A 25,529-nucleotide genomic window follows, 5' to 3' on the forward strand; every position below is an offset into this window, starting at 1 on the left:
CCGCCTTAGCTGGCCGCTTGCACGCCGAGACCCAGTTTCATCAGCGTTTTGCGCACTGGGGCGATCTCGTGCAGCGCTTTCAGCCCCATTGCGCGCGCGTCGCGGGCCAGCGGTGATGTTGCCTGACTCGTGCGGTTCAAAAGGTCGATGCCTGTCACGCGCATGCGGATGTCGCGGTAGCGGGCCGCGTGGTAGGCATCGAGCATCCGGGCGTCGCCCAGAGTGTCGGGATTGGCAACCGCCAGATCGAGCAGGGTGGACGTGTCCGCTAGCGACATGTTCAGCCCTTGGGCGCCTATAGGGGGCACGACATGTGCCGCTTCGGCGATCAGGGCCAGTCGCGTGCCGTTCAGCCGCTCTGCGATCTGGCTGATGATAGGCCAGATGGAGCGGGGCGAGGCCAATGTCAACGGGCCGAGGATGTGGCAGCTGCGCTCGGTCATCTCAGCCTCGAACGCGTCTGTGTCCAGCGCCATCCGCGCGACGGACTTTGGCCCGTCATCCATCCAGACAACGGCAGAGCAGGGCATGCCGTCGCGGTCGGGCAGGGGGACGAGGGTGAAGGGGCCGCCGGTGCGGTGGACCTCGGTCGAGACATGGTCGTGTGGGATCGGGTGGGTCACAGCAAAGGCGAGCGCCTTTTGCCCATAGCGCCGTGTGGTGACGCCGATCCCAGCGGCCTGCCGCATGGGCGAGTTGCGCCCATCGGCGGCGATCACGAGGCGGGCCTTGACGGATGTGCCATCGCTCAGCCCTACGCGCGCTTCTGTTGTGCGGCCCAGGAAACGGGTGGTGCCGGTGCCGGGGCGGAAATCGACACTCGGAAGCGTATCAAGGCGGGCCAGCAATTCGCGCCGCAGCCGCCAGTTCGGGAAGTTCCAGCCGAAGGGCATCTCGGACACGTCCGAAGCGCGAAATGCTTTGACCTCGCGTACAGCATCCGTTTCGGTCGCGGCATCTGCTATCTGCATCACCTCAAGGGCGGCGGCATGGGGCGCCAGCTCATCCCAGACGCCCGCGCTGTCCAGAAGCGCGCGGGCCGGTTGCAGCATCGCCGTGGTGCGCATGTCGGCGCCGTCCGCATCGTGGTCTATCACAGGCGGTTTCGGATCGACGCAGATCACGTCAAACCCGGCCGTTCCGAAGGCCGCCGCCGCTGTCAGCCCGGCGATGCCGCCGCCGGAAATCAGAATGTCACAGGTTTGGGTCATGTCGTGCCTCCGCGTCTGCAACCTATGCTGCCCTGCTGCGCGGCCAAGGCGGCATCCTGTCCTACCCTGTCAACCGGGCCAGAAAGGCACCGAGGTCGTCGGTGTGGTGGTGGATATGGTCGCCGTCGGCGCGGGCCGGGGCCACATGCACCGTGCGCATACCCATGTCGTGTGGCACGGCCAGATTGCGCGGCTCATCCTCGAACATCGCGGCCTCTTCCGGTGCCAACCCATCGCGGCCAAACACGCGGGCAAAGGCGGCACGCTCGGGCTTGGGTTGGAAATCGGCATGCTCCACGCCGTAGGTGGCGTCGAAGAGCCCGGTCAGCCCTCGCGCCGCAAGCACCCGTTCGGCATAGGGCGCGCAGCCGTTGGTATAGATGATCTTGCGCCCCGGCAGGTCGCGGATCCGGGCGGCGAGGTCTGCGTCGGGCGTCAGCTGATCGAACGAGATGTCGTGTACATCGTCGAGGAACGGCAGTGGGTCGAGATCATGTTCCCGCATCAGCCCGGCAAGCGTCGTGCCATGGGTGTGCCAGTAGTGCACACGCAGACGGTCGGCTTCGGCCCGCGTGACGTTCAGGGCATTCATGACATATGCCACCATGCGCACTTCAATCTGGTCGAACAGGCGCACGGACGGCGGGTAGAGCGTGTTGTCGAGGTCAAAGACCCACGTGCGGACATGTGTGAAATCGGCGGCTGGCATGGCGCCGGGCATAGGGCGTGCCGCGCCCATCTGCAAGCGCTTGGGGTTGCGCGAAACGGGGTGCCCGCACTACGGTGTTGAAAAACAACGACTTGCGAAGATGACATGCCTGCCCCACGCCCCAACAACACCGACGCCTATTCCATGATCCTCGAGGCGATTGACATCGGAACCTATCGCCCCGGTGACCGGCTGGTGGAGAGTGAATTGGCCGAACGGTTCGGCGTGTCCCGCACGCCCGTGCGCGAGGCGTTGCAGCGACTTGAAACCCAATCGCTCTTGTCGCGCGACGGGCGCAGCCTGATCGTGGCGTCGCTGGATCACAACCAGATGTCCGAGCTTTACGTCGTGCGGCGTGAGCTTGAAGGGTTGGCCGCATCGCTTGCTGCGCAGCATGCGACGGCAGAGGAGGTGCGCATCCTGCGCGAGATGGTCGAGGCCGACAATGCGCTGGTCAACGACCCGCCTGCTCTGGCCCGCGCCAATCGGCGGTTTCACACGCAGATCCATCTTGCCTCGCACAACCGTTATCTGGTGCAGCAACTGGATCTTGTGCACCGCACCATGGCCCTGATGGCTACGACGTCGCTGGCTGCGGACGGACGGACCCGTATTGCGCAGGAAGAGCATGACCGCATCGTCCGTGCGATCGAGGCCAAGAACGAAGGTGAGGCGGGGCAGGCACTGCGCGACCACATCTCGGTCGCATTCATGACGCGTCTGAAACAGGACGCTGAAACACGGCGCGACGAAGCCTAGGGCATCTTTCCGTCTTCGCAATGCAGGGGACGCACGATGTCACCCGTGGCCGTCCCGTGCTGTGTCTTGTCCCAGTAGAACGGCGCGCAGACCATCTCGTAAAGCGCCTTGTAACTGGCGATGGCAGCCAGCGGGAAATAGAAGGGCAGCGTGAGGACCCAGGGCATCAGGTGCCGGTGGTGCCGGTCCGACACGGCCATCATGCCGATGGCCAAGTTTAACAGCTCGGCTAGGATAAAGAAGATGGCGATGGGCCAGACTACGGCCTGCCCAAGTGTGATGATCACCGGGTGCGGTAGCCCGGCGGCGGGCAGCCAGAAACTCCACAGGAGCGGCAGGGCGGCAAATTGCGAGACGGTGGCGAGGAACATCGCCTGCACGCCGCAGAACCGTTTGAATCCCAGGTCGCGCAACAGCGCGCCGGGTTTGCGCATGTGCACGCAATAGGTGATCAGATAGCCCTTGAGCCAGCGCGAGCGCTGCTTGACCCAGGGCCACGCCCGGCAATTGGCCTCTTCATAGGTGACGGTGCGGATCAGCTCGGTCCGGTATCCGCGCCGCGCCAGGCGCAGGCCCAGATCGGCGTCCTCGGTCACGTTGTGAGCGTCCCACCCGCCAAGCTCTTCAAGGATGTCGCGGCGAAAGAACAGGGTCGTGCCGCCGAGCGGGAGGACCATGCCAAGCTGCTCAACGCCCGGCAGGACAAGGCGCCACCAGCTTGCATATTCGATGGTGAAACAGCGCGCGAGCCAGTTGTGCCGGGCATTGTAGTAGTCCAGCATCCCTTGCAGACACGCCACGTCTGACGCGGCAGCGGCGAACTTTGCGACCACCTTTTCGATCTGATCCGGTTCGGGTGCGTCTTCGGCATCCCAGACGCCGATGATGTCGCCCTTGCAGAAGTCGAGCGCATAGTTCAGGGCGCGCGGCTTGGTGGTGATGGTGCCGTCGTCGGGCACTTCGATCACGCGCATCCACTGGGGCAGTTTGGTCCGGGCGAGTGTGGAGCGGGTAACGTTGTCCTTGGCCTCGAGCACCAGCACAACATCCAGAAGCGCCTTTGGGTAGGTCAACCGGGACAGCCGCTTGATCAGCGCCTCGGCAATGCGCTCTTCCTTGAAGAGGGGCACCAGGACAGAAACGCGCGGCAAACGTTCCGGCAGCTGCGGTGGCATTGGTTCGGTCTGTGCCGGGATGTGGTACATCAACCGTGCTGCAAGTGCTGCCAGTTTCAAGCCCGTCGTCATCGCAAGGGTCAGAACCGCCCAACCGATCGCGAGTGTTGCGGCCCAGGCCGGGTACATGACGCTGAGTAACAGGAGCGCAAACAGGATCCAGATCGCCACGCTGCGCGCATTTTTCCGCGGTGTCCAAGTCCGGCAACTCAGAGCCTCTGGCACTTTGTGCGCGGCCTTGTGTGCCAGACCCGCGCCATAAATTGCGGTGATCTGGTCGTGAATCTGGTCGATGGGGGCCAGCACCGGCAGCACGGCCCAGGCAGGTTGATCAAGCGCGCGCGCCAGATCCGCCAAGCGGTCCGGGCGCGTCGTGGCCACAAGCAGCGTGTTGCCGATCCACCGCCAGGGCACCACGCCGAAACTTTGGCACAGATGAACCGGAACAGCCTGCGCCATCAGCGGGCTCGGCGGATCAACGTTCAGGTCGACTCGGTCGGCATCGTGTTGGACCGCCAGTGCATCCAGCACATCGCTTGGATCTACATGTCCGTCCGCCACCAGAATTTCGCCCAGCGGCGCATCGAGCCGATGTTGCTTGCTGAGGGCGTCGAGCAGAGTTGTCTGGTTGATCAGCCCCGCATTCACCAATTGCCGTCCCACAGGGACTGCGGGACGCGACCGCCGCGCAACCGGCTGCGGCGATGACAAGCGTAAGAGCGGATCACTCATAAAAGGGTCCTGAAATCAGGGCCCTTCACCCATCGCAATCCGTGGTTAACAAGTGGTTAAGGTTGTGCGTTTATCGCTAAGATTCAACCTGTTCGGGAGGCCATGGCCTCCGCAAAGCGCTCGAACAGGTAGTAGCTGTCCTGCGGGCCAGGGCTGGCCTCCGGGTGGTATTGCACGGAATAGACCGGTTTGCCTTCGACCCGGATGCCGCAATTCGAGCCGTCGAACAGGGAAGTGTGAGTCTCGACCACACCGTCGGGCAGGGTTTGTGCATCCACGGCAAAGCCATGATTCATGGAAGTTATTTCAACCTTGCCGGTCTCCAGATCCTTGACCGGATGGTTGGCGCCGTGGTGACCGTGGTTCATCTTGACCGTTTTGGCGCCAAGGGCGAGGGCCAGCATCTGATGGCCCAGGCAAATGCCGAAGACGGGCAGGTCCTTCTCCAGCACGTTGCGGATCATCGGCACGGCGTATTCACCTGTCGCCGCAGGGTCGCCGGGGCCATTTGACAGGAACACGCCGTCGGGGTTGTGAGCCATGACGTCGTCGGCCGTAGCCGTTGCGGGCAGGACGGTGACGTCGCACCCGGCAGAGGCGAGGCACCGCAAGATGTTGCGTTTGGCGCCGTAATCGACCGCGACCACTTTGAACTTGGGATCGGTTTGGGGCGTGTAGCCGTCGGGCCAGGCCCAGCGTTTTTCGTTCCAGCGGTAGGACTGCGCGCAGGTGACGTCTTTGGCCAGGTCCATCCCCTCCAGACCGGCGAAGCTACGGGCAGATGCAACCAGCGCTTCGATGTCAAATGTGCCGTCTGGGTTGTGTGCGAGGGCGACATGTGGCGCCCCGGCCTGCCGGATGGCGCGGGTCAGACGGCGCGTGTCCACACCGCCGATGGCGATGCGGCCGCGGCTTGCCAGCCAGCGTGACAGGTCCTGTGCGGCGCGCCAGTTCGACGGGTCGGTCGGCATCCACTTGACCACCATGCCGGAGGCCACGGGATCACCGGTTTCGTCATCTTCAGGGTTCACGCCGACATTGCCGATATGCGGGAAGGTGAAAGTTACGACCTGCCCGGCATAGGACGGGTCGGTCATGATTTCCTGATAGCCCGTCATGGCGGTGTTGAAACAGAGCTCAGCTTCGGTCTGTCCGGTGGCGCCAAACCCTTGACCGTAAAAGAGAGTTCCGTCGGCGAGGGCGAGGCAGGCGGTCGGTTTGGCAGGGGTCATGGCGGGGCTTCCTGATGCGGGCAAAGACAGGTGGGTGCAGGCAAATTGCGCGGAAACTAGTGTGGGCGCAGGCATTGGTCAAGCCTGTTCATCAATTTACTTTGTGTAATGAAAACAGCATCTTACGCGGCTTTCGTGCCCTTGCCACAACCGGGCGTATGACCTAGTTTACGCATTCAACACGTGCCATGGGGATGGACATCAAATGGATTTGCGCACCAAGATTTCGGCCGCGCTCAAGCAGGCCATGAAAGACAAGGATGCAGACCGGTTGTCGACATTGCGGCTGATCAATGCCGCGATAAAGGACAAGGATATCGACGCCCGTGCCGCCGGTCAGGATGATGGGGTGGGCGAGGGCGAAGTCCTTGCGATCCTTGGCAAAATGGTCAAGCAACGCAAGGAAAGCGCCAAGACTTATGAAGAGGGCGGGCGGCTGGACCTGGCCGAGCGGGAGATGGCCGAGACGACGGTCATCGAGGAGTTTTTGCCGCAGAAACTGGACGACGCGGCATCCGCCAAGGCGGTGGATGAGGCCATTGCCGAAGTGGGCGCCGACAGCATCCGTGACATGGGCAAGGTGATGGGCGTGCTGAAGTCCAAGTACACCGGCCAGATGGATTTCGGCGCCGTCGGCCCGATGGTCAAGGATCGGCTTTGCGCCGCGTCCTGAGCGGGCAGCGCGCGATGTGTTAAAGGCCGTCAATGGCCGCTCTTCAGTGGCATCGCGGCGCGCCCGCGCGGCGTAAACTGCGGTTTTTGGCGGGGGAATTGCGCACTCCGCAAAGCGCCAAACCGGTCGTTTCGGCGCCGTTTTGCGGAAACTACACATTTTCACACGGAAAATGGGTGTTTGGTCAAGTGGTCGAAATTGCGCTGGTAACGCTGGTCAACGGCGCAGCGCGCGCAGCAGTTCATCGTAGAGCGCGATCCGCTCTTCCTCGCTGAGGAAAGCTCCGATCTCGACCTCGCGCCCCTTGCCCTTGAGAGTGACGTAATGGGGTACAGGCCCCTCATCGTCGTATTTGGTGACTTGCGTCCAGTAGCGGTTGCAGTCCCATTCCTGGACCCGGCCATTTGCCTCTGTCCGGGTGAGGTGCGTGTCATCTGCGTCGAGCGTCAACACCTCAATGATCTGGCGCGCACGTCGGTTGCGGCGCAGGGCAAAATACATGGCCCAGACCGCGCCCATGACAAACGGCAAGAGGCCCCACAGCACGACGCTGCCCAGAAGCGGCAGGGCGGGGATCAGGATCAGGGTGAAGGTGGCCAGAACAAAGGCCGCCATGCCCCGCTGGGGCAGAGAGTTGTGCGGCCAGAGGTGCAGTTCCTGCACCTGCGCGTCGGGCGGTGATGTCCAGCGATACGGCATGCCATCGTTATACGCCGGACATGCACGAAGTCGAAGGGCAGGATGTCGCGGGGCGGCACCGCTGCGTCGCCCCGCTTACTCGGGTCATTTACAGGTCTGTGAACTCCGTCGTCGCAGCCGACGGTTCGGGGCGCAGGGTACGCTCGCTTGTGCTGCCTGTGGCCAGATCTTCGCGGTAGATCTTGAGCAGCCCGCGTGTGCCGTCGGGATGCGATGCGATGTCCTGGAAGGTACGGTTGCCGCCTGCTTCGGCGCGAAAATAAGCCGACGTCAGCAGGTGCTGCTGGAAGCTGGTCAGCGTACCGGTGCCCTCGTAGCCCATATAGCGCTGGTAGTCGGCGATGGCGTCGCGGGTGCGCGACCCGACCTTGCCGTCGATCGTGCCCGCGTCAAAGCCAAAATAGTTGAGCGAGGATTGGATCTCGCGTCCTTCGGGTGTTGCCGGAATGGAAGGGCGGTATGTCTTCTTGGCCGGGGCGCGGTAGGCGCGGGGCTGCGTGGCATAGGTGCGCGGGGCGACGGCGCGCTGCCGCGCGGCTTGACGCGCTTTGTTCTTACGCACTTCGTTGTTGATGATCGCGCCGCCGATGCCGCCGATGATGGCCCCTGCGATGAAGTCGCGGCTGTCTGCCGCGGCACGGGTGGCGGGGACAAGGGCGAGCGCGGCCGCGATGGCGGCGGAGATGAGTGTTTTGGACAGCATGACTGCTCCTTTCTTCAAATGGCCTGACGCCGGGATGTTCAGGCAGCACGGTGTCGCAGGCTGTTATGGTATCTGCATATGGGCCGGGTGCTGTGCCGGGGAAGGTGGTTTGTACCCCTCGCGCGCGCGGTGGCGGTGATCTGCGCGTTTTGGCAGGTGTGTGGGCGGGGGATGGCCCAATTTTGTTACGTGATATTGCATAACAACGCGTGTGATACTGCTGTTTTGCGGGTTTTGGCCCGGGTGATCGGCGATTGGCCGGGTGGCCAGCCCCCCAGCCCCCGAGGTACTTTCAGCCAGAAGAAATAAGGTGGTCTGCACTGTGTGCTGGTACCGGGGGTGGCCGCGTCTTCGTTTAAGAGCAACCGTTGATCAACGCCCGCAGGTCGCAGGTGCGGTTCAGTTCAAGCTTGTCCAGAATGTTCCTGATTGTCCACCGGACGGTGCTGAGCGCGCGGTTGCGTTGTCGGGCAATTGCGGAGGGCGTGTCACCGCGTGCGAGCGCGCAGGCGATTTCGGCTTCGGTCGGTGTGAGCCCGAAGACTTCGGCGACCTCCCTTGGATCGGCGCATATTGGGGATTGAAGATTTTTCAGCACCACCATTACTTCGGCATGGCGTGTGCCCAGGCTGTTGAACGGCGCAGGGACGGCACGGAGTATGTCAATCGACACGACGGGGCGATTGCCGAGCGTGCGCAGAGCAAGCGGCAGCACAGGATCACCCGCCAGCACGTTCTGCACGCGCATGTCGAAGGCGCGTGTCAGCTGGTTCCGCCCAAGAAACAACCGGCCGAATTGCAAGGACAGCTCTGGTGTGTCGGCGATGAAGCGCCGTGCCGCGGTCGTGCTGTCTATGACTTGTCCGTCTCGATCCAGGTAGAGCATTTGCTGCATGTCGGCGGTGCTCTTGTGGTGGGCAAATGTTCGGTCAACAAATTGTTGCCTCAGCCGGACAATCGCCATCAGATGGAGGTGAAGCGTTTCCCACATCCGTACTTCGGCTTTGGTGTAGTTACCGAGGTTTTCGGGTCGGAAGGCTGTGCTGCACAGTAACAGGTGTGGCCCGGCATGTGTCATAATACCCATGCCCGCCTGGGCATCATGCGATTTGAGCCACTCATTGTAGACCGGACATGTCCGGCGTTCATCATCTGTATAAAGATCGGCCTGGTGCCAAACCCGGTCCCGAGGTTGCGCAAGCCCCCGTACGATACGTTTGTCGCGATGTGCCCAGTTGGTGCGGAATTCGGCATCTATTGACGGATCTCCGCTCGTGATGCCGGCTACAGGCGCTCCGCTCTGCGCGTCGAAGGCCAGAAAGTTCAGCACACTGGAATGGTTGTGTCGGGCAAGATCAACAAGTGAAGCAGCGAGTGCTGCATCATCGAAGGCCGCGTTGTAGAGCCGCGCAACGTCCTGTTCAAAAGACATACCAGATCCCCCAGACCCCTCTGCGCAGTGTAGCGAAACGTTGTGCGTGTGTCATCGGACTGGACCATGCGCCGTCTCTGAACGGCCCCCTCAATTCTGATGGGGGCAGCGCCGGGCATCTTGATTAGCGTTCCGGGGACGGCAAGGCCGTTGCAGTTACGATGTAAACAGAAGGAAATGATATGATGTCAGGGGTAAAGAGGTACGTGCCAGCCTGTCTTGCAGGGGCGCTTGCCGTGTCGATCGGAGCCATCGCATATGCCGACGCGTCCAATCGGATCGCGTTCAAGGACCGGGTGCGTTTGAACGTCGGGCAGGCGATGATAGTGCATGGCCATCGCGGAGAATGTGGTCAGTTGCCGACGCAGGCGCGCATGAAGCGGTCGGCTGAACGGATCAATGCGGCGCTGACAACAGGACGGGTTCAACACGGCAAGCCCGGCGTGCGGCGCAGCGGGGCCTGCAATGGCGATACGCCGGCCGTGGAGCTTATTTTTGTCGCGACCAGCCCAGGGCGGGAACGTGTCGAGGTTTTTGGCGACGAGATACTTTTCATCGTTCGGTGATCCGCCTCCGGGCTCGGTACGGCAAATGAAAAAGGGCCCCGGTCGCCACCGGAGCCCTTTGGTTTTTCAGGTCAGTCCGTCGCTTAGTGCGAGGGCTGCTTGTCCCAGTCTTCCTGCTTGGGCAGGATTTCGAACGTGTGTTCCGGCGGCGGGCTGGGCAGGGTCCATTCCAGCGTGTCGGCATATTCGTTCCAGGGGTTGTTCTCGGTCACCTTGGCGCCGCGCAGCAGCGAGTAGGCGATCACACCGAAGAAGAACAGGAACGAGGCGAAGGACAGGAACGCGCCCCAGGACGACCAGGCATTCCAGTATGCGAACTGCTCAGGGTAGTCGATGTAGCGGCGCGGCATGCCCTGGCGGCCCAGGAAGTGCTGCGGGAAGAAGGTGATGTTGGCACCGATGAACATGGTCCAGAAGTGCAGCTTGCCTGCCCATTCGGGGTACATGCGGCCCGTCATCTTGGGAAAGTAGAAGTAGATCCCCGCAAAGATGGCGAAGACGGCGCCCAGCGACATCACGTAGTGGAAGTGCGCCACGACGTAGTATGTGTCGTGGTAATAGCGGTCCACTGCGGCTTGGCTCAGCACGATGCCTGTGACCCCACCCACGGTGAAGAGGAACAGGAAGCCGAAGGCCCAGAGCATGGGTGTCTTGAACTCGACCGAGCCGCCCCACATGGTGGCGATCCAGCTGAATACCTTCACCCCCGTGGGCACGGCGATCACCATAGTGGCCAGCATGAAGTAGGCCTGTTGGTTCAGCGACATGCCGACCGTGTACATGTGGTGCGCCCAAACGACGAAGCCCAAGGCGCCGATCGCGATGATCGCCCAGACCATCGGCAGATAGCCGAAGATGGGCTTGCGGCTGAACGTGGCGATCACGTGACTGATGATGCCGAAGCCCGGCAGGATGATGATGTAGACCTCCGGGTGGCCAAAGAACCACAGGATGTGCTGGTAGAGCACGGGGTCACCGCCACCGGCTGGGTCAAAGAAGGTGAAGCCGAAGTTGCGGTCCATCAGCAGCATGGTGATCGCACCCGCCAGAACCGGCAGAGACAGGAGGATCAGCCACGATGTGACAAAGATCGACCAGGAAAACAGAGGCACCTTGAACAATGTCATGCCGGGCGCGCGCATGTTCAGGAAGGTCGTGATCATGTTGATCGCGCCCAGGATCGAAGAGGCACCCGAGACGTGGACCGCAAAGATGGCGAGATCCATCGACATGCCCTGTTCGTTGGTCGACAGCGGTGGATAGAGAACCCAGCCGACGCCGGAGCCCAACTGGCCGTTGCCGCCCGGTGCGAGGACGGAGCAGACCGCCAGCGTGGTGCCCGCGACGTAAAGCCAGAAGGACAGGTTGTTCATGCGGGGGAACGCCATATCAGGCGCGCCGATCTGCAAGGGCATGAAATAGTTGCCGAACCCGCCAAAGAGTGCCGGGATCACGACGAAGAACATCATCAGGATGCCGTGGCCCGTGATCAGCACGTTCCAGAGGTGGCCGTTGGGGGTACATTCGCCCGCGGCTGCGGCTGTCAGGCGCGCGCCTTCCATACACATATATTGAACGCCCGGGTCCATCAGCTCGAGGCGCATGTATACGGTGAATGCGACCGAGATGAAGCCGACGAAGGCCGAGGTGATCAGGTATAGGATCCCGATATCTTTGTGGTTGGTGGACATGAACCAACGGGTGAAAAAGCCCCGTTCGTCTTCGTGCTCTTGCCCGTGAATGGCTGCGTCTGCCATGCGGTGCCTCCTGGCTGTTAGTTGCTTCGCACACGGGGTTCCCGTTCCATGCGCGGATTCTTGAATGGTTCTAGAGTTTTGCCACGTGCGCATCAATGGAAGATGCGGCGAATGGCCGGGATGAATTGTCGCGTGTGAAACATGCTGCACACTGCCGGTAACGTTTGGTCACGCTCGGTTGCGGGGGTGCAGGCCGTGTTTTTCCGTGATACCCTTAAAACGTGTATTGCGGTATTGTTTCCAAAAATTGACGCAATGCCGCGGAATGGCCTCATTATGGGACGTCCAAGGGCGCTTTTCATCCCTTGTTAAGCCCGATTCCACCGCCATTCCTGACAGAAACGCGCCCCGGCGCATCCGATATCGAGTGCAGGATAATGGCAACGAACGACAACACGAACCCGGGCACAGAGGACAGTCAGGCGATCTCTGGCAGCAGCGGGGCGGACACGCTGACCGGCGCCTTTGGCAGTGATACCATCACGGGCGGCGCGGGGGCGGATGTTCTGTCCGGCGACGGGCCGGTCGAAGGCGCGTGGCATTTCGAGACGTTCGACTTCAACTTCTCATCTTCCGCCGGGCAGGCCTTTGACATCGAAAGCGGCACACGGACGGCATCGGGATATGTCACCGATTTCAACGAAGGTGGCCTGACCAACACGGTGCGCGGCACAACGGGCAACCCCGAGGACTTCGGGGTGATCTATACCAGCACTTTGAATGTAACGAGCGGCGGGACGTATCGGCTGACCACGTCTTCGGATGATGGGTCGACGATTCAGATTTTTGACTCCAGTGGCAATCCTGTCCAGTTCAACAACCAGACCGGCGGCACGCTGGACTATCTGAACAACGACTTTCACCAGGGGACTACAACCCGTTTTGGCGATGTAACGCTTGATCCGAACGAGACGTATACGATCCAGATCCGGTATTGGGAAAACCAGGGCGGCGATACGCTGTCGGCGACGATCAGTGGGCCGGACACCGGCAATAGCAGCGAAAACCTTCTGACGTCCCCGATGATCGGGGTGCCGCCGGGGCCGGAATACTCGGTCACGGGCACGCCCGCCGGGGTTGAAGGCGACGATGTGATCGACGGCGGCGCCGGGGATGACACAATCACCGGTGATGGCGGCAATGATACGCTGTCGGGCGGGGCGGACAATGACAGCGTCGATGGCGGCAGCGGCGCCGACAACGTGTCGGGCAATGGCGGTTCCGACACCCTGAGTGGTGGATCGGGTGACGACACGCTTGAGGGTGGAGGCGGCAGCGACACGCTTTTGGGCGAGCAGGGCGCTGACAGCCTTGTCGGTGGCGGCGGTGCGGACGTGCTGGTGGGCGATGACGGGTCCGACAGCACAACACTTTTTGAAGATGATTTTGAATCCGGCGCCAGTGGCTGGTCGAACAGTACAACGGAATCCGATCCGAACCTGGGCACGTCGCTCGGCCGCTTTGGTGCCACCGATGGCGTTGTGGCGACTGAACGCACGTTTGAGCTGGGTGCCGATTCCGAAGAGGTGCAGGTGGAATTCGACGCCCTGCTGCTCGACAGCTGGGACGGCGAAGACTTTGTGATCACACTCAACGGTGAGGAGGTGCGGTTTTCGCACCAGGCGGGGGATACATCGTCGCCCGCGAGCCAGAGTTTCGTGAGCGCCGACGGGGCAACCTACACCATCGACTTCACCAACACGCAAACGGGCGAGTTGGGATATACGTCCGGCGGCGTGTCAAATTCCCAAGACACGATCATGAACGTCGTGATCACGATCACGGATGCGCCAGCCGAATTGACGCTTGGCCTTGGCAGCACGCTGAATTCCAGCATCACGAACGAGAGTTTTGCGATCGACAATTTCTCGGTCGTGCGGGTGGACACGGTCAACGACACGCTTGAGGGCGGCACCGGGAATGACACGCTGACCGGCGGGGCGGGCGACGACACCTACGTGTTCAATTCCGGTGATGGCGACGATGTCATCACCGATTTCAATGCGGGCAACACCGGCACGATCAGCGACGGCGATCAGACCAACAACGATTTCATCGACCTGAGCACTTATTACACCAATATTTTCGAGCTGCGTGCGGACCTCGCGGATGACGGTGTTCTGAACCAGTCGGTCGGCGATTTCGGCGACAATACCGGTTTGGGCGGGTCGATCACCATGACGGGTGTGACCGGGGGCGATCTGACCTTTGACAACACCAACGTGGCCTGTTTCACCAAAGGTGCCCTGATCGAGACGACCGAGGGGTCGGTTCCGGTCGACGGGTTGCGCCGCGGCATGCGGTTGCGCACCTGGGACAATGGCGACCGGCCTGTGCGGGCCGTGTTGCGGCGTTCTGTGGATGCGATGGGTACATTGGCGCCGGTCCATATCTCTGCAGGTGCGCTTGGCAATGCGCGGGACCTGCTTGTGTCACCTGCGCACCGGATGCTGATCGCGGATTGGCGGGCACAGATGCTCTTTGGTGCGGACGAAGTGCTGGTGGGTGCGGTCAACCTTGTGCGCGGTGATCTGATCTATCGCGCGCCCAGACCGCGCATCACCTACTACCATATCCTGATGGATCGGCATGAGGTGATCTATGCCGAAGGCGCACCCACAGAAAGCTTCCACCTGACCCGCGAAGCGGTCGAGGCAGCCGAATATGGCGACGCAGAGGAAGGGGCCGTGGCGATGGAAATCGCGCGCCTGTTCCCGGAACTCCTGATTTGCGCAAGCCGCTGTGTCCGCCCGGTCATGAAAGGGTACGAAGCGCGCGCGCTTGCAGGCATGCTGACTTGATGTCTTCTTCTGGCGAAAAACACTTCGGTGTCTGGAGTAGAGCCCCAACAAAAAACTAAATTGCGTCGCGTAGCGGCCTCTGGATCACGCCTTGGGTTCGAAAACAGTGTCGAATGTCTGACGCAAGGCCACGTCCACATCCTCCATCGTCACCGGCAGACCAAGGTCCACCAGTGACGTGACCCCGTGTTCTGCGATCCCGCATGGGACGATGCCGTCGAAATGGGTGAGGTCCGGCTCGACATTGATGCTCAGCCCGTGAAAGCTGACCCATTTGCGCAGGCGGATGCCGATGGCGGCGATCTTGTCATCGGCCATGGACCCGTCGGGCTGGCGTGGCTTTTCGGGGCGCGCGACCCAGACGCCGACGCGGCCTTCGCGGATCTCGCCCGTCACGTTGAACGTCTCCAGCGTGGCGATCACCCAGGTTTCCAACTGTTTGACAAAGGCGCGCACATCGCGCCCGCGCCTGCCTACGTCGAGCAGGGTATAGGCCACGCGCTGGCCTGGCCCGTGATAGGTGTATTGCCCGCCGCGCCGCGTGTCGAACACGGGGAAGCGGTCGGGATCGGTGAGGTCCTCGGGCTTGGCCGAGGTGCCGGCAGTGTAAAGCGCTGGATGTTCGACCAGCCAGATGCACTCTTCTGCCGCGCCAGCGGCGATGGCGGTGGCGCGCGCTTCCATCCATGCCTCGGCTGTACGGTAATCGGTGAGGCCCGGTGTGGTGATCCATTCGACCATCGTGTCAGGCGGCCTCCTGCGCGGCCTTGCGCAGGATTTGGGCGTAATGGTCCGCCCCTTGGGCGCCGGTGACCAGGTATGCGCCGCCAAAGATCATTGATGGCACGCCAGTGATGCCGTGCCCGTTCCAGAACGCCTGTTGTTCGCGCACGCGGTCTTGATGCGATCCGGTCGCCAGGACGTCCTCAGCTGCATTTCGGTCCAGACCGACCTGTTCTGCCACATCCAGCAACACGTTGCGGTCCGATACATCGCGCGTTTCGGTGAAATGCGCATGGAAAAGCGCCAGTTTCAGCGGGTGTTGCTTGCCCTGCGATAGGGCAAAGTCGAGCAGTTGGTGCGCTTCGAACGTGTTGACGATCCGGCTGTCGGTGGCAAAGGCGAAGTCGATTCCGAGGCTTTGACCCAGTTTTTGCAGATGCGCGCGGTTCTGTGCGGATTGCGCGGGGCTGGCGCCGTATTTTTCGGCAATATGTTCCGTCAGGTTCTGACCTTCGGGCGGCATGTCGGGGTTCAGCTCAAACGGATGCCAACGGATGCGTGCACCCATGCCAGTCATGCCAAGCGCCTGTTCCAGCTGCCGGAATCCGACTATGCACCAGGGGCACATCACGTCCGACACGATATCAATATCGAGGACGGGTGCGGTTTTCGGTTCGGTCTCGGGGGGCAAGATTGTCTTTTGTCCTTATTGCCTTCGGCGCGCGGCCGTTGTCGGAGTCATGCGGACGCCAGGATCGACTCGGCGCCACCTGGGTGCGTTTTGCAGACCGCTGAATGCTGCATCGGCCCGGTCCAAGTCAACGCACACCGTGTGGCTGCCATCCGCGATGTTCCGGTCGGCGCCAGTATTGCCGCTATTGTCAGTGTGGCTGCAAACAAAAAGGTGCGAGCGACGCCGATCGGGCCACTTTCGGACCGATGTTTTTCTTTGAGTTTTCGGTCTTGGCAAGTGCTGCGTTCGTCGCTAAACCCCGGCTACCAAGTCAAGGCGTGCGGCCGTGGCGGAATTGGTAGACGCGCAGCGTTGAGGTCGCTGTGAGGTAACACTCGTGCGAGTTCGAGTCTCGCCGGCCGCACCATTGTCATCCTCTCCTTGCTGGTCGTCCATTGGATAAACCGCCTTTACATTTGTGCGGTGTGTTCCCTCACCGCGTCTTGAAACACTCTGGTATGAGAATTTGAGGAAGAGGGGACACCGATGGACCGACGGTCATTTCTGGTGCCTGGAAATGTGGCGGCGGGCGGCGCGGGTTTTACTCCGGCCATTGCGCGGGCGGAGGTGGGGGATACGACCCTGACCACTGTCAGCGATGGCAACCTGACCTTGCTCGGCAGATTTGTCTTTGACCCGATGCCGAAGGATCAGTTGCAGCCGATCCTCGCCGCCTATGATCTGTCGCCCACGCAATTGACCCCGTAGTGCAGTCTCCCGCTTTACCGCGATGCGCATAGCACAGTGTCGTTGGATTTGGGCTCCGGTCCCGATTTCATGCCGAAGGCGGGGTGGAGACGGACAGTCTGATCGCCCTCGGTCCGATGCCGGAGGACATCACCCATGTGGTGTTCACCCATGTGCATCCCGATCACATTAGGGGACTGTTCAACGATTTTGATGAGCCGCTTTTTTGCCAACGCCACCGATCTGATGGGCCGGACCGCGTGGTAATATTGGCAGAACCCTGCGACCGTCGACACCATTGGCGAGGTGCGCGCGGCCTTTGCCGTGGGCGCCAAGCGCCGGAGGCGGGTGATCGAGGACAGTGTGGCGCTGTTTGAGAATGAAGACGTCGTCTTGCCGGGCATCGGCGCGGTCGCTTCGCCGGGGCATGCGAGTTTCGAGCCGCCCAGCGGGCGTGACAACGCCTTGATTCTGGGCAATGCGATCGGCAATCATCATGTCGCCTTTCACAAGCCCGCGTAGATCAGTTGGTTGGATCAGGATGGGGATAGGGCCGCTGTGACCCGTGCAGTGCTGTTTGATCGCACCGTGTCGGAGCCGATGCGGATTGTTGGCTTTCACTTGCCACACGGCGGGATGTGGCGCGTAGATCAGACATCGGAAGGGTACGTGTTCGTGCCTGAGCGCGCATGATGCGCTGTGCTGTCGCATTCGCGCTGTGCGCAGCCCCCGCGTTTGCCAGCTAGGATATTGCCGACCAGCACCCCGGCTCGGTCCTTTGTTCCAAACCGGTCAAGGTGGTCCCGCATGTCTGGTCCGCCATCGGCGTCACTGCGCCGCCGGCCCATGAAAACAGCGGGCACAGCAACATGAGTTTCATCCTGACGGGCGACGGGGTGGTCGTGACCAATGGCAGGCGGCCATATCAGGGCTATGGCTATGCCGAAGGGGCGGTGACGGCAGTAGCCATCAGTGCGGCACGGTTTCAGACCCTGATGGGCCGCGATGCGGCGTTTCGCGAACCGGTGTTTCGCGGCTTTGCGCATCGGGAGGGCGAATTGACGGACGTGATCGACGCGCTGCTTTTGCACCGATCCGAAGCTGGCGCGGTGTCTGGGCAGGCAACCGGCCACGGTGGGGCGCATCCAGCAGGACATCCCGCAGGAATTGGGCATGGTGCGCGAGGTGGTGTCGCGGACGCTCCCGTCGTTTGAACGGAATGTCTGGATCCGGGGCGAGCGGGGCACGATTGCGGTTCTGGAACCCATGGAGAGGCACAGCTTTGTTTCCCCGATCGGTGACACGCTGTTTTACGTGACGACAGCGCAGGGCAACACGTTGTCGTTCAGCGTGGGATCAGTCTTTGGGGGTGATGATTGGCGCGGCCGTTGGATATTACTCCAAAGGGCATTTCCGATGGGTAGCCTGAGAAGACCCGCGTGAATTGCGGCGTCAGATCAGCGGTGCGGTCCTGATGGGGCCGGGGCGATCCTGGGAATGGGGTGCAACGTGGAGCAGGGGATCTTTGCATTTTCGACGCTGGTGTTCAGCGCACCGGGCGCGTTTGCCGCCATATTCATCGGCGCGAGCCTGAGCTTGAAACAGTTGATAAAGGGGGTCACACCCGCCGAGTGAGATGGTTCTAGGCGGTGATTGTCATGGCGACCGATTCCGGTGCCACATGGCCGACCATGGTGATCAGTTCACGCAGATCGACGGGTTTGCGCAGAACCATGCGTGCGTTGCGGGTCATCGTGAACAACTCACCCTTCGCAAAAAGTCCGCTGCCCGTCACATAAATCACTTCGGCATCCGGCGCAGAATATCCGGCATAATTCGCGACATCCGTCGACAACCCGCCATCCACCATCAGGTCGAGCAAGAGAACATCGGGGTTGCACCGCCGCAATTCGTTCATGGCTTGCTCATTATCGGATGCGATGTGCACTTCGTGCCCCGCGCCTTCCAGCGCCTCGCTGAACGTGAACTGCAGGCTAGGGTCATCTTCAAGCACCAGAACTACAGCCATGAACAACTCCGTTTTCTTGAGACAGATTTCTATGTGTCACAGATTAAAGAAACGTTTAACACGCCGTTCAATCTGTAAAGAAGTCCATCATTCGGAAAAGATTGGATTATTTTGTTCCTTTTGTCGAGCTCTGTGTAAATTACTGAAATATACATTGAAATTTGCGCCGCTCTCGCCATCTGATGACGCAGATATGGCCCATCCATGACGTCGGCACACTTCCGCACAGGTCGATAGGCCCATACCGGTCCCTTCCACCGATGCGTGCAGGCGTCGAAATGGCAAAAAGATCTCTTCCGCGCGCTTTGGATCGAATCCGCTGCCGTTGTCTGAAATGGTCAGCGTTTCGATGCCATCGGGATCAGAACGCAGCATGACCTCGACACACAACCGGCGCTCCGGGTGCCGATACTTGACGGCGTTGCCCAGTAAGTTGGCGAGCACCATGCGCAGCAGGGTCGGCTCCGCCATCACGGTCGAGGACGGGCCAGTGATCCGAAAGTCCATGTCTTCCGGCGTCAGCCCGTTCTGCAGATCTCGTCTCACGTCCTCTAACATCGCGCGCAGGTTGACCGGTTCTGCGGCGACCTCGGCAGACGCCGAGCGCGCGTGTTCTAAAAAGTCACAAGTCAGGTTGTCCATCTGTTCCGCGGCGCGGCGCATCACGTTCAGATATTCGTGCCCCTTTTCGGGCAAGCCATCACCAAAGCGCGACGCGAACAGTTGCAGCATTCCGGATATCGTGCTGAGCGGGGTTCTCAGATCATGCGAGGCTTGATGCGCAAAGGATTCCATTGCGATCAACGACGCATGAAGGTTCACGAGGCGCGCCTCGATCTGGGCCAGGTCATTGCGCGCCGCGACACGGCGCCTGTTCATCTGGCCAAGCGCTTCTGCTGCCGCTTTCAGATGGTCCTGCGTCAATAGATACAGCCGTTGCCCCAATGCGCTTGACCTGAGCAGGGCGACTCGAAACAGGGTGGGGCGCACGACGCTGGCCCCTTGCATGGCGATCATCGGTAATTCCATCGAACTGCTGGCGGCCCCGGTTTTCAGGACGTCCATCGTCTCTTCCAGTGTCAGCTTGGTCAATTTGTGCAGGCCAATGCCGCGCAAGCCATCCGATGCATCGTTTGTCGGTCTGCAATACAGACGTTCGGCCCGACGGTTGCAGACCAGCACACGGGCGTCCTGATCCAGTAGAAAACACGCGTAAGGTGACGCCAGAAAAGCCGCGCTGAGCGTGTCACGATCCACATCCGCGTCATCAGGCAGCAGGTTCAATGCCCGCTCTACATCCTGCGAATAGCGGTTTTTGACGGGGTGTGCCGAAGACATCATATTCATGTGAGATAGGCTCTGCTCAGTTCCGATCCGGAGGATAGTGGCCCGAGTTGGTGAACGGACGGTTAACTGGCGGATTGAACCTGCATTGCGTTGTCTTGATGCGCCACCTCGGCATCGGTCAACAGACGCAAGCTGCCAAAGACATGGCTGACGCGGCCATCACTGGCGGACCGCGCCCGACCCCGACAGGTGCACGTTGTCTTCTCACCCGCTTCGTTTTGCAGCATCACGATGCGATCAAACGGCTCGCCACGCTCCAACACGGCCTGAAAATCCTCGGCCAGGGAATCGCGCTGGTCTTCGACCACGCGTTTCAGAAGCGCCTCGACCGATGGCGGGTGCCGTTCGGGGACAAAGCCCAATAGCTCGTACATCGCCTTGCTCCACAGCCCGATATTGTTTTCGATATCAAAGGAGTAGAAGCCGATACCCAGATCGTCCTGTACCGCTTCCAGGCTGGAAAGCTGAATGTCGCGGGCGAGGCCGGCAGCATCATCCCAGGTCACGCCCACCATTTGTACCGGCTCACCTTCCGAATCGCGAATAAGCGTGATGCTGCCCTTGATCTTCACAATCCGGCCTTCGGGCCCAAAGACACGCGCCGCATAGGTTTGCGATGTTCCCTCGTCCAGAAGCGCATCAATCATGGACCGATATGCGGACCGATCCGCCGGATGGATCATGTTGATCGTGTCATCCCAGGTGAGCATGTCACCAGAGTCCGAGCGGCCATGAATGGTGAACATCTCGGAGGACCAGACCAGTTCCTGTGTGTCCAAATTGTAGGACCAATGCGCGATGTTGCTGGCCTTGCTCATCATATCGACGATCAGGTTCATCGGGTCGCTCACGTCCTTGGTAATCGTTATGGACAGGCCGATCAGCTTGCGGTGCACATCATGCACGGGCGACATCAGCATCGTGTAGTAGCTTCCGCGCGACAGGACAGGTACGCGGCGTTGCTCCTGCACGCGCAGCACGGTGTTCGCGATCGGGGCCAGGGCCGGAAAGCCCGAGGGCAGGTTGCACTGGCTCAGGTGAATGCCCGTAGGGGGGATTTCGCCCACGCCAAAGAAGTCCATGGCTATGCGCGACATGCGCCGCACCATCAACGCCTGATCGGCAAGTGCCACCGAATAGGGGGCAGACGTCATCGTCGCCTCCAACTCCGACGCGAGCGCCTGACGTTCGGCCGAACTGATCTGCAACTCCTCGTTGACGGTCAGCAACTCTTCGTTGGTGGACTGCAACTCCTCGTTCGAGGTCTCCAACTCCTCGTTGGTGGCCTGGAATTCTTCGTTGGTGGATTGCAGTTCCTCGTTGGAAGATTGCAGTTCCTCGTTTGCGGTCTGCAGCTCTTCGATGGTCTGTTGCAGGGCTTCCTGCGTCGACTTGATCTCGAGCTCCATCTTTTCGACATAGGACCGATGGTCGAGGTTTTCGATGTCGCCCGAGAGGCTGTCGGACACGTCCTCGAATCTTGCGTTCACCCCGATAAGGCATTGCGGTTCTCCACCGCGTTGCCCCATGAACGGGAACACCTGCAATTGCACCTGGTTGCCAACCGGCAACGACACCCTGTGCCAGCGACCTGTCCGCCGCGCGCTGTTTCGGATGGCAACCGCGATCAGGCTGGTTGCTTCGGTTCGCAAGGGGTCAATCAACATGCGCACGTTCAATGACGTTGACGCGCCTGCGCGGATCTCCATGAACGGGCTCAGATCGCCCAGCACCTCGATGATGTTGCCGTTCTGGGTGCAGATCATGCCGTTGGGGGCAACGGCACGGGCAAGTGAAAGGTCACGTTTTTCGCCTTGCTCGGACTTTGAATGTGTCTTTTCATTCGCCGGATAGCTGCGCATGCCGCCCCGGTATCCCCGCACGGATGGATCAATAGACAATTCGCCCGATATCCCGCGTCGCTTGATATAGACCTTGTCCGCCCCCTGGAGGCCCTCGAAGAAAACCCCCATCTCGCCCACCGTCTCGGACGTGCCGACAAACAGCAACGCGCCTGCTGCCATGGCGTAGTGCAGGCGGCTCAGAACCCGTTCCTGTAGGGCAAGGTTGAAGTAGATCAGCAAGTTGCGAATGCTGACCAGATCCACGTTGATGAACGGTGGGTCCTGAAACACATTGTGATGGGAAAACAGCGTGACGGCGCGCAATTCAGGCCGCACCGTAATGTCTGTAGTGCCAACGCTGAAATACTGGCTGAGCAGCTTGGCGGGAATGTCCGAGGCTGCTGCAATGGGATAGATGCCCTTGCGCGCCACCTCAATCGCGTTCTGGTCGATGTCGGTGGCAAAAATCTGAACATTACGGCGGGCCAGCATCTCGATGCCGCCCAGAACCTCTGCCAGTATGATAGCGATCGTATAGGCTTCCTCGCCGGTGGCGCAGCCAACGATCCAGACCCGGATCGGGCTGTCATCGCGACTGCTGAACTTGGCGTCAACTTCGCGCTGCAACTTATCGAACTGATCGGGGTCGCGGAAAAACCGGGTGACAGAGATCAGCAGATCGCGGTGCAGCGCGTCGACCTCTGGCATGTTGGTGCGGCAATAGTCCACGTAGTCGTCATAGCTCTGGATACCCAGGGCCGTCATGCGCCGCACGATGCGGCGGTTCAGGGTGTTTTCCTTGTAATCGGCGAAATCGACCTGGGTCCGGGCGAGCAGGATGCCGAACAGTTCGCCCAGGGGTTTGGGTTCGTCCTGCAGTCTGCGCAGACCGTCCAGGTTGCGGGGCTGGGCCAGGATCTTTTCCAGATGTGTGCCGATCTGTTCCGGCGACAGGGTCAGGTCGATGCACCCTGTCTCGATCGCGGAAGTTGGCATGCCGTCATACTTGGCGCTGGCTGGCTCCTGCGCGATGGTGATGCCGCCCACCTCGCGGATGGCCTGCACCCCATAGCTGCCGTCCGACCCCGTGCCCGACAGCACGATGCCCATGCAGTTTTCACCCTGTTCGTTGGCCAGGCTCTTGAACAGGCGATCCGCCGACGGCTTGGGCGAGGCCGCGTGGCCAGACGGGTTGCGCAGACGCAGAATGCCGCTTTCCAGAACCACATCCGCATTCGGCGGTGTCACATATATATAGCCGCGCTCCAGCTCTGTTTCAGGACCCAGTTCCAAAACGGGCAGACTGATATCGCGCGATATCAGCGTCGACAGAACGCTCTTGTGGGTCGGCGACATGTGCTGTGCAATGACATAGACCGCATTGGCATCCTGCGGTAGGTTCTGCACCAGCAGGGAAACGGCCTCCAGCCCACCTGCAGAGGCGGCGATGCCAATCACACGCAAAGGTTCGATTGTTCCCGTATCGGTGGTATTATCGGAGGGGGCTGCAGGCTGTTCGGGCGTATCCGCGCTCATTAAGTCCTCGGGTATTCCTGGCGGCGATGCGCTTGTCTCTGTAGCTGGGGTAAGTTCAGGTTAGTGCACGGGGCAATACTGATCGATCAGGTCCATCAGATGGCCAGGTGACACGGGCTTGCTGGCAAAACCGTTCATGCCCAGCTTTTTGACGACCTGCGCGTTGTGATAATCGACATCGGCAGTGACGGCGATAATCGGCACGGCATTCGGCGGCACGCGCGTGCGGATATAGTTGGTCGCATCAATGCCGGACATTTCCGGCATATGCAGGTCCATCAGAACCAGCCCGTAATCCTCGGGGTTATCATCCAACGTGTCGCAGCCCTGTTTGCCGTTTTCGGCAATGTCCACACCGACGCCAAGCATATCAATCACTTCCTTCATCATGAAGCGACTGAACTGATCGTCTTCGATCAGAAGTACTTTCTTTTGCTGCTGCATTGCTGGTGTCCTAACCGACGGACCGCACCGTCCAAAATGGAACTCTCGTTTTACGATAACAAATTAAGCGGCCCCCCACCATCTTTTTGCAAGAAACGCCGTGCGACAGTTTCTCGGTGCGCGGGCGACAGACCTTTGGCGGGTCCTTCAAATTTGCACGCGGCGGTGGCCCAAGGCCCTTGCACACAGCCCACACCCTGCATAGAAGGGCGCGAATTTACGAACAGCCCTCCGCAGACAGGGGGCATTTACCCCATGGGAGCACACATGCAGGTCACCGAGACGCTGAACGAAGGGCTGAAACGCGGCTATGCCATCACCGTGACCGCCGCCGAGCTGGACGAGAAGGTCAACGAAAAGCTGACCGAAGCGCAGCCCGACGTCGAGATGAAGGGCTTTCGCAAAGGCAAGGTGCCTATGGCTCTGCTGAAAAAACAGTTTGGCCAGCGTCTGATGGGCGAAGCGATGCAGGAAAGCATCGACGGCGCCATGAGCAAGCATTTCGAAGACAGCGGCGACCGCCCCGCCATGCAGCCTGAGGTCAAGATGACCAACGAGGACTGGAAAGAAGGTGACGACGTGCAGGTCGAGATGTCCTATGAGGCGCTGCCGGACATCCCCGAGCTGGACCTGAGCAAGGTCACACTCGAGCGTCTGGTGGTCAAAGCCGACGACGCCGCGGTCGAGGAAACACTGGGCTCGCTCGCCGAAAACGCGCAAGACTTCAAACCGCGCAAGGCCGGCGTCAAAGCAAAGGACGGCGATCAGGTCGTCATGGATTTCGTGGGCAAGGTCGACGGTGAAGCGTTCGAGGGTGGTTCGGCCGAGGATTATCCGCTGGTGCTGGGCTCCAACAGCTTTATTCCCGGTTTCGAGGAGCAGCTCGTCGGCGTAAAAGCGGGCGAGGAAAAGGCCGTGACCGTCACCTTCCCCGAGGATTACCAGGCCGAAAACCTCAAGGGCAAGGAAGCGACCTTTGATTGCACCATCAAAGAGGTGAAAAAGCCCGTCGCCGCCGAGATCGACGATGAATTGGCCAAGAAATACGGGGCGGAGGATCTGGACGGCCTGAAAACGCGCATTTCTGAACAGCTGGAAAGCGAATATGCCGGTGCCGCGCGCGCCGTGATGAAGCGCGGTCTGCTCGACCAGTTGGACGACATCGTCAACTTTGACCTGCCGCCCTCGCTGGTCGAGGCCGAGGCCAAGCAGATCGCGCACCAGCTCTGGCACGAGGACAACCCAGACGTCGAAGGGCACGATCACCCCGAGATCGAGACCACGGACGAACACACCGCGCTGGCTGAACGCCGCGTGCGCCTGGGTCTGCTGTTGGCTGAACTGGGTCAGAAAGCAGAGGTTGAAGTGACTGACGCCGAGATGAGCCAAGCTATCATGCAACAAGCGCGGCAGTATCCCGGCCAGGAACGTCAGTTCTTTGAATTCGTGCAGCAAAACGCCCAGATGCAACAGCAACTGCGCGCGCCGCTTTTTGAAGACAAGGTCGTGGACCATATCGTCGAAAACGCGGCTGTGACGGACAAAGAGGTCAGCAAGGACGACCTGCAAAAGGCCGTCGAAGCGCTGGAAGAAGACGACAGCTAAGCCGCTTTATCAGACTTGCGAACAAGGGGCCGCGCCATTGGTGTGGCCCTTTTTCTTTGCGCGGACTGCATATTCGCACATGGCGGTATTCCGCACTGCGCTGCCACGGCCCTATTGCGACCGTCTCGCGGT

Annotated in this window: 22 protein-coding genes, 1 tRNA gene and 1 pseudogene; 10 read left to right on the forward strand and 14 right to left on the reverse strand. The window is 60.8% G+C overall.

Annotation, left to right across the window (positions count from 1 at the left end; genetic code table 11):
- Nucleotides 1-5 precede the first annotated feature (5 nt).
- Together BWR18_RS05005 and BWR18_RS05010 are read right to left on the reverse strand one after the other, a co-directional pair.
- Nucleotides 6-1,211, reverse strand: a complete 1,206-nt coding sequence (locus tag BWR18_RS05005; RefSeq protein WP_076626985.1) for a UbiH/UbiF family hydroxylase — start codon at nt 1,209-1,211, stop codon at nt 6-8.
- 61 nt (nt 1,212-1,272) lie between these two features.
- Nucleotides 1,273-1,920, reverse strand: a complete 648-nt coding sequence (locus BWR18_RS05010; protein ID WP_076630131.1) for a pyrimidine 5'-nucleotidase — start codon at nt 1,918-1,920, stop codon at nt 1,273-1,275.
- A 105-nt stretch (nt 1,921-2,025) separates the two neighbouring features.
- Here BWR18_RS05010 and BWR18_RS05015 point away from each other — a divergent pair, with 105 nt between their 5' ends.
- Nucleotides 2,026-2,679 (forward strand): GntR family transcriptional regulator, encoded by a 654-nt coding sequence (locus BWR18_RS05015; RefSeq protein WP_076626986.1) that lies wholly within the window; start codon nt 2,026-2,028, stop codon nt 2,677-2,679.
- Here the strand turns inward: BWR18_RS05015 and BWR18_RS05020 are convergent.
- Complete coding sequence (locus BWR18_RS05020; RefSeq protein ID WP_076626987.1) at nt 2,676-4,586, reverse strand: glycosyltransferase; 1,911 nt, start codon at nt 4,584-4,586, stop codon at nt 2,676-2,678. The two genes, BWR18_RS05015 and BWR18_RS05020, sit on opposite strands and share 4 nt — an antisense overlap.
- A gap of 83 nt (nt 4,587-4,669) precedes the next feature.
- Nucleotides 4,670-5,818: a glutamine-hydrolyzing carbamoyl-phosphate synthase small subunit gene (gene carA, locus BWR18_RS05025; RefSeq protein WP_076626988.1), complete on the reverse strand. Its 1,149-nt coding sequence runs from the start codon at nt 5,816-5,818 to the stop codon at nt 4,670-4,672.
- Nucleotides 5,819-6,023: 205 nt separating this feature from the next.
- Here carA and BWR18_RS05030 point away from each other — a divergent pair, with 205 nt between their 5' ends.
- Nucleotides 6,024-6,491, forward strand: a complete 468-nt coding sequence (locus BWR18_RS05030; RefSeq protein ID WP_076626989.1) for a GatB/YqeY domain-containing protein — start codon at nt 6,024-6,026, stop codon at nt 6,489-6,491.
- Nucleotides 6,492-6,707: 216 nt separating this feature from the next.
- On the opposite strand, the gene BWR18_RS05035 is transcribed toward BWR18_RS05030, so the two are convergent.
- From BWR18_RS05035 to BWR18_RS05045, 3 genes are all read right to left on the reverse strand, one after another.
- Nucleotides 6,708-7,190, reverse strand: a complete 483-nt coding sequence (locus tag BWR18_RS05035; protein ID WP_076626990.1) for a DUF2244 domain-containing protein — start codon at nt 7,188-7,190, stop codon at nt 6,708-6,710.
- A gap of 88 nt (nt 7,191-7,278) precedes the next feature.
- A complete protein-coding gene (locus BWR18_RS05040; RefSeq protein WP_076626991.1) occupies nt 7,279-7,893 on the reverse strand; it encodes a peptidoglycan-binding domain-containing protein in 615 nt (204 codons plus the stop codon).
- Nucleotides 7,894-8,248: 355 nt separating this feature from the next.
- Nucleotides 8,249-9,325 (reverse strand): helix-turn-helix transcriptional regulator, encoded by a 1,077-nt coding sequence (locus BWR18_RS05045; RefSeq protein WP_076626992.1) that lies wholly within the window; start codon nt 9,323-9,325, stop codon nt 8,249-8,251.
- Nucleotides 9,326-9,531: 206 nt separating this feature from the next.
- On the opposite strand from BWR18_RS05045, the gene BWR18_RS05050 reads away from it, so the two are divergent.
- Nucleotides 9,532-9,891: a hypothetical protein gene (locus BWR18_RS05050; RefSeq protein WP_157598655.1), complete on the forward strand. Its 360-nt coding sequence runs from the start codon at nt 9,532-9,534 to the stop codon at nt 9,889-9,891.
- A gap of 83 nt (nt 9,892-9,974) precedes the next feature.
- On the opposite strand, the gene ctaD is transcribed toward BWR18_RS05050, so the two are convergent.
- On the reverse strand, nt 9,975-11,648 hold the full coding sequence (gene ctaD / locus BWR18_RS05055; protein WP_076626994.1) for a cytochrome c oxidase subunit I: 1,674 nt from the start codon (nt 11,646-11,648) through the stop codon (nt 9,975-9,977).
- A 377-nt stretch (nt 11,649-12,025) separates the two neighbouring features.
- Here ctaD and BWR18_RS05060 point away from each other — a divergent pair, with 377 nt between their 5' ends.
- Nucleotides 12,026-14,449: a Hint domain-containing protein gene (locus BWR18_RS05060; RefSeq protein ID WP_076626995.1), complete on the forward strand. Its 2,424-nt coding sequence runs from the start codon at nt 12,026-12,028 to the stop codon at nt 14,447-14,449.
- A gap of 84 nt (nt 14,450-14,533) precedes the next feature.
- Here the strand turns inward: BWR18_RS05060 and lipB are convergent, their stop codons facing one another.
- Together lipB and BWR18_RS05070 are read right to left on the reverse strand one after the other, a co-directional pair.
- Nucleotides 14,534-15,190 (reverse strand): lipoyl(octanoyl) transferase LipB, encoded by a 657-nt coding sequence (gene lipB, locus BWR18_RS05065; RefSeq protein ID WP_076626996.1) that lies wholly within the window; start codon nt 15,188-15,190, stop codon nt 14,534-14,536.
- Nucleotides 15,191-15,194: 4 nt separating this feature from the next.
- A complete protein-coding gene (locus BWR18_RS05070) occupies nt 15,195-15,863 on the reverse strand; it encodes a DsbA family oxidoreductase (protein ID WP_076626997.1) in 669 nt (222 codons plus the stop codon).
- A gap of 322 nt (nt 15,864-16,185) precedes the next feature.
- On the opposite strand from BWR18_RS05070, the gene BWR18_RS05075 reads away from it, so the two are divergent.
- From BWR18_RS05075 to BWR18_RS21370, 5 genes and pseudogenes are all read left to right on the forward strand, one after another.
- Nucleotides 16,186-16,272, forward strand: a tRNA-Leu gene (locus tag BWR18_RS05075).
- A 119-nt stretch (nt 16,273-16,391) separates the two neighbouring features.
- Nucleotides 16,392-16,613 (forward strand): hypothetical protein, encoded by a 222-nt coding sequence (locus BWR18_RS22005; protein ID WP_254684934.1) that lies wholly within the window; start codon nt 16,392-16,394, stop codon nt 16,611-16,613.
- A gap of 116 nt (nt 16,614-16,729) precedes the next feature.
- Entirely contained in the window at nt 16,730-16,969 is a 240-nt protein-coding gene (locus BWR18_RS22010) for a hypothetical protein (protein WP_254684965.1), read from the forward strand.
- Nucleotides 16,899-17,114: a hypothetical protein gene (locus BWR18_RS22015; RefSeq protein ID WP_254685001.1), complete on the forward strand. Its 216-nt coding sequence runs from the start codon at nt 16,899-16,901 to the stop codon at nt 17,112-17,114. Before BWR18_RS22010 ends, BWR18_RS22015 begins: the two co-directional genes overlap by 71 nt.
- 227 nt (nt 17,115-17,341) lie before the next feature.
- Nucleotides 17,342-17,518: pseudogene (locus tag BWR18_RS21370) on the forward strand (MBL fold metallo-hydrolase); the annotation flags it as partial.
- 716 nt (nt 17,519-18,234) lie between these two features.
- Here the strand turns inward: BWR18_RS21370 and BWR18_RS05090 are convergent.
- The 4 genes from BWR18_RS05090 to BWR18_RS05105 all read right to left on the reverse strand — a co-directional run bounded on the left by BWR18_RS05090 (nt 18,235) and on the right by BWR18_RS05105 (nt 23,792).
- Nucleotides 18,235-18,621: a response regulator gene (locus BWR18_RS05090; RefSeq protein ID WP_076626999.1), complete on the reverse strand. Its 387-nt coding sequence runs from the start codon at nt 18,619-18,621 to the stop codon at nt 18,235-18,237.
- Nucleotides 18,622-18,708: 87 nt separating this feature from the next.
- Nucleotides 18,709-19,737, reverse strand: coding sequence for a sensor histidine kinase (locus BWR18_RS05095; protein ID WP_172839356.1), 1,029 nt, complete (start codon nt 19,735-19,737; stop codon nt 18,709-18,711).
- A gap of 293 nt (nt 19,738-20,030) precedes the next feature.
- On the reverse strand, nt 20,031-23,348 hold the full coding sequence (locus tag BWR18_RS05100; protein ID WP_076627001.1) for a chemotaxis protein CheB: 3,318 nt from the start codon (nt 23,346-23,348) through the stop codon (nt 20,031-20,033).
- A 60-nt stretch (nt 23,349-23,408) separates the two neighbouring features.
- Nucleotides 23,409-23,792 carry a response regulator gene (locus BWR18_RS05105; protein WP_076627002.1) on the reverse strand — a complete coding sequence of 128 codons (384 nt, stop codon included), beginning with the start codon at nt 23,790-23,792 and terminating at the stop codon, nt 23,409-23,411.
- A gap of 267 nt (nt 23,793-24,059) precedes the next feature.
- Here BWR18_RS05105 and tig point away from each other — a divergent pair, with 267 nt between their 5' ends.
- Entirely contained in the window at nt 24,060-25,397 is a 1,338-nt protein-coding gene (tig, locus tag BWR18_RS05110; protein ID WP_076627003.1) for a trigger factor, read from the forward strand.
- The last annotated feature ends 132 nt before the right edge of the window (nt 25,398-25,529 follow it).

The sequence above is a fragment of the Tateyamaria omphalii genome, from assembly GCF_001969365.1.
In the GTDB taxonomy this organism is placed as follows: Bacteria; Pseudomonadota; Alphaproteobacteria; order Rhodobacterales; family Rhodobacteraceae; genus Tateyamaria; species Tateyamaria omphalii_A.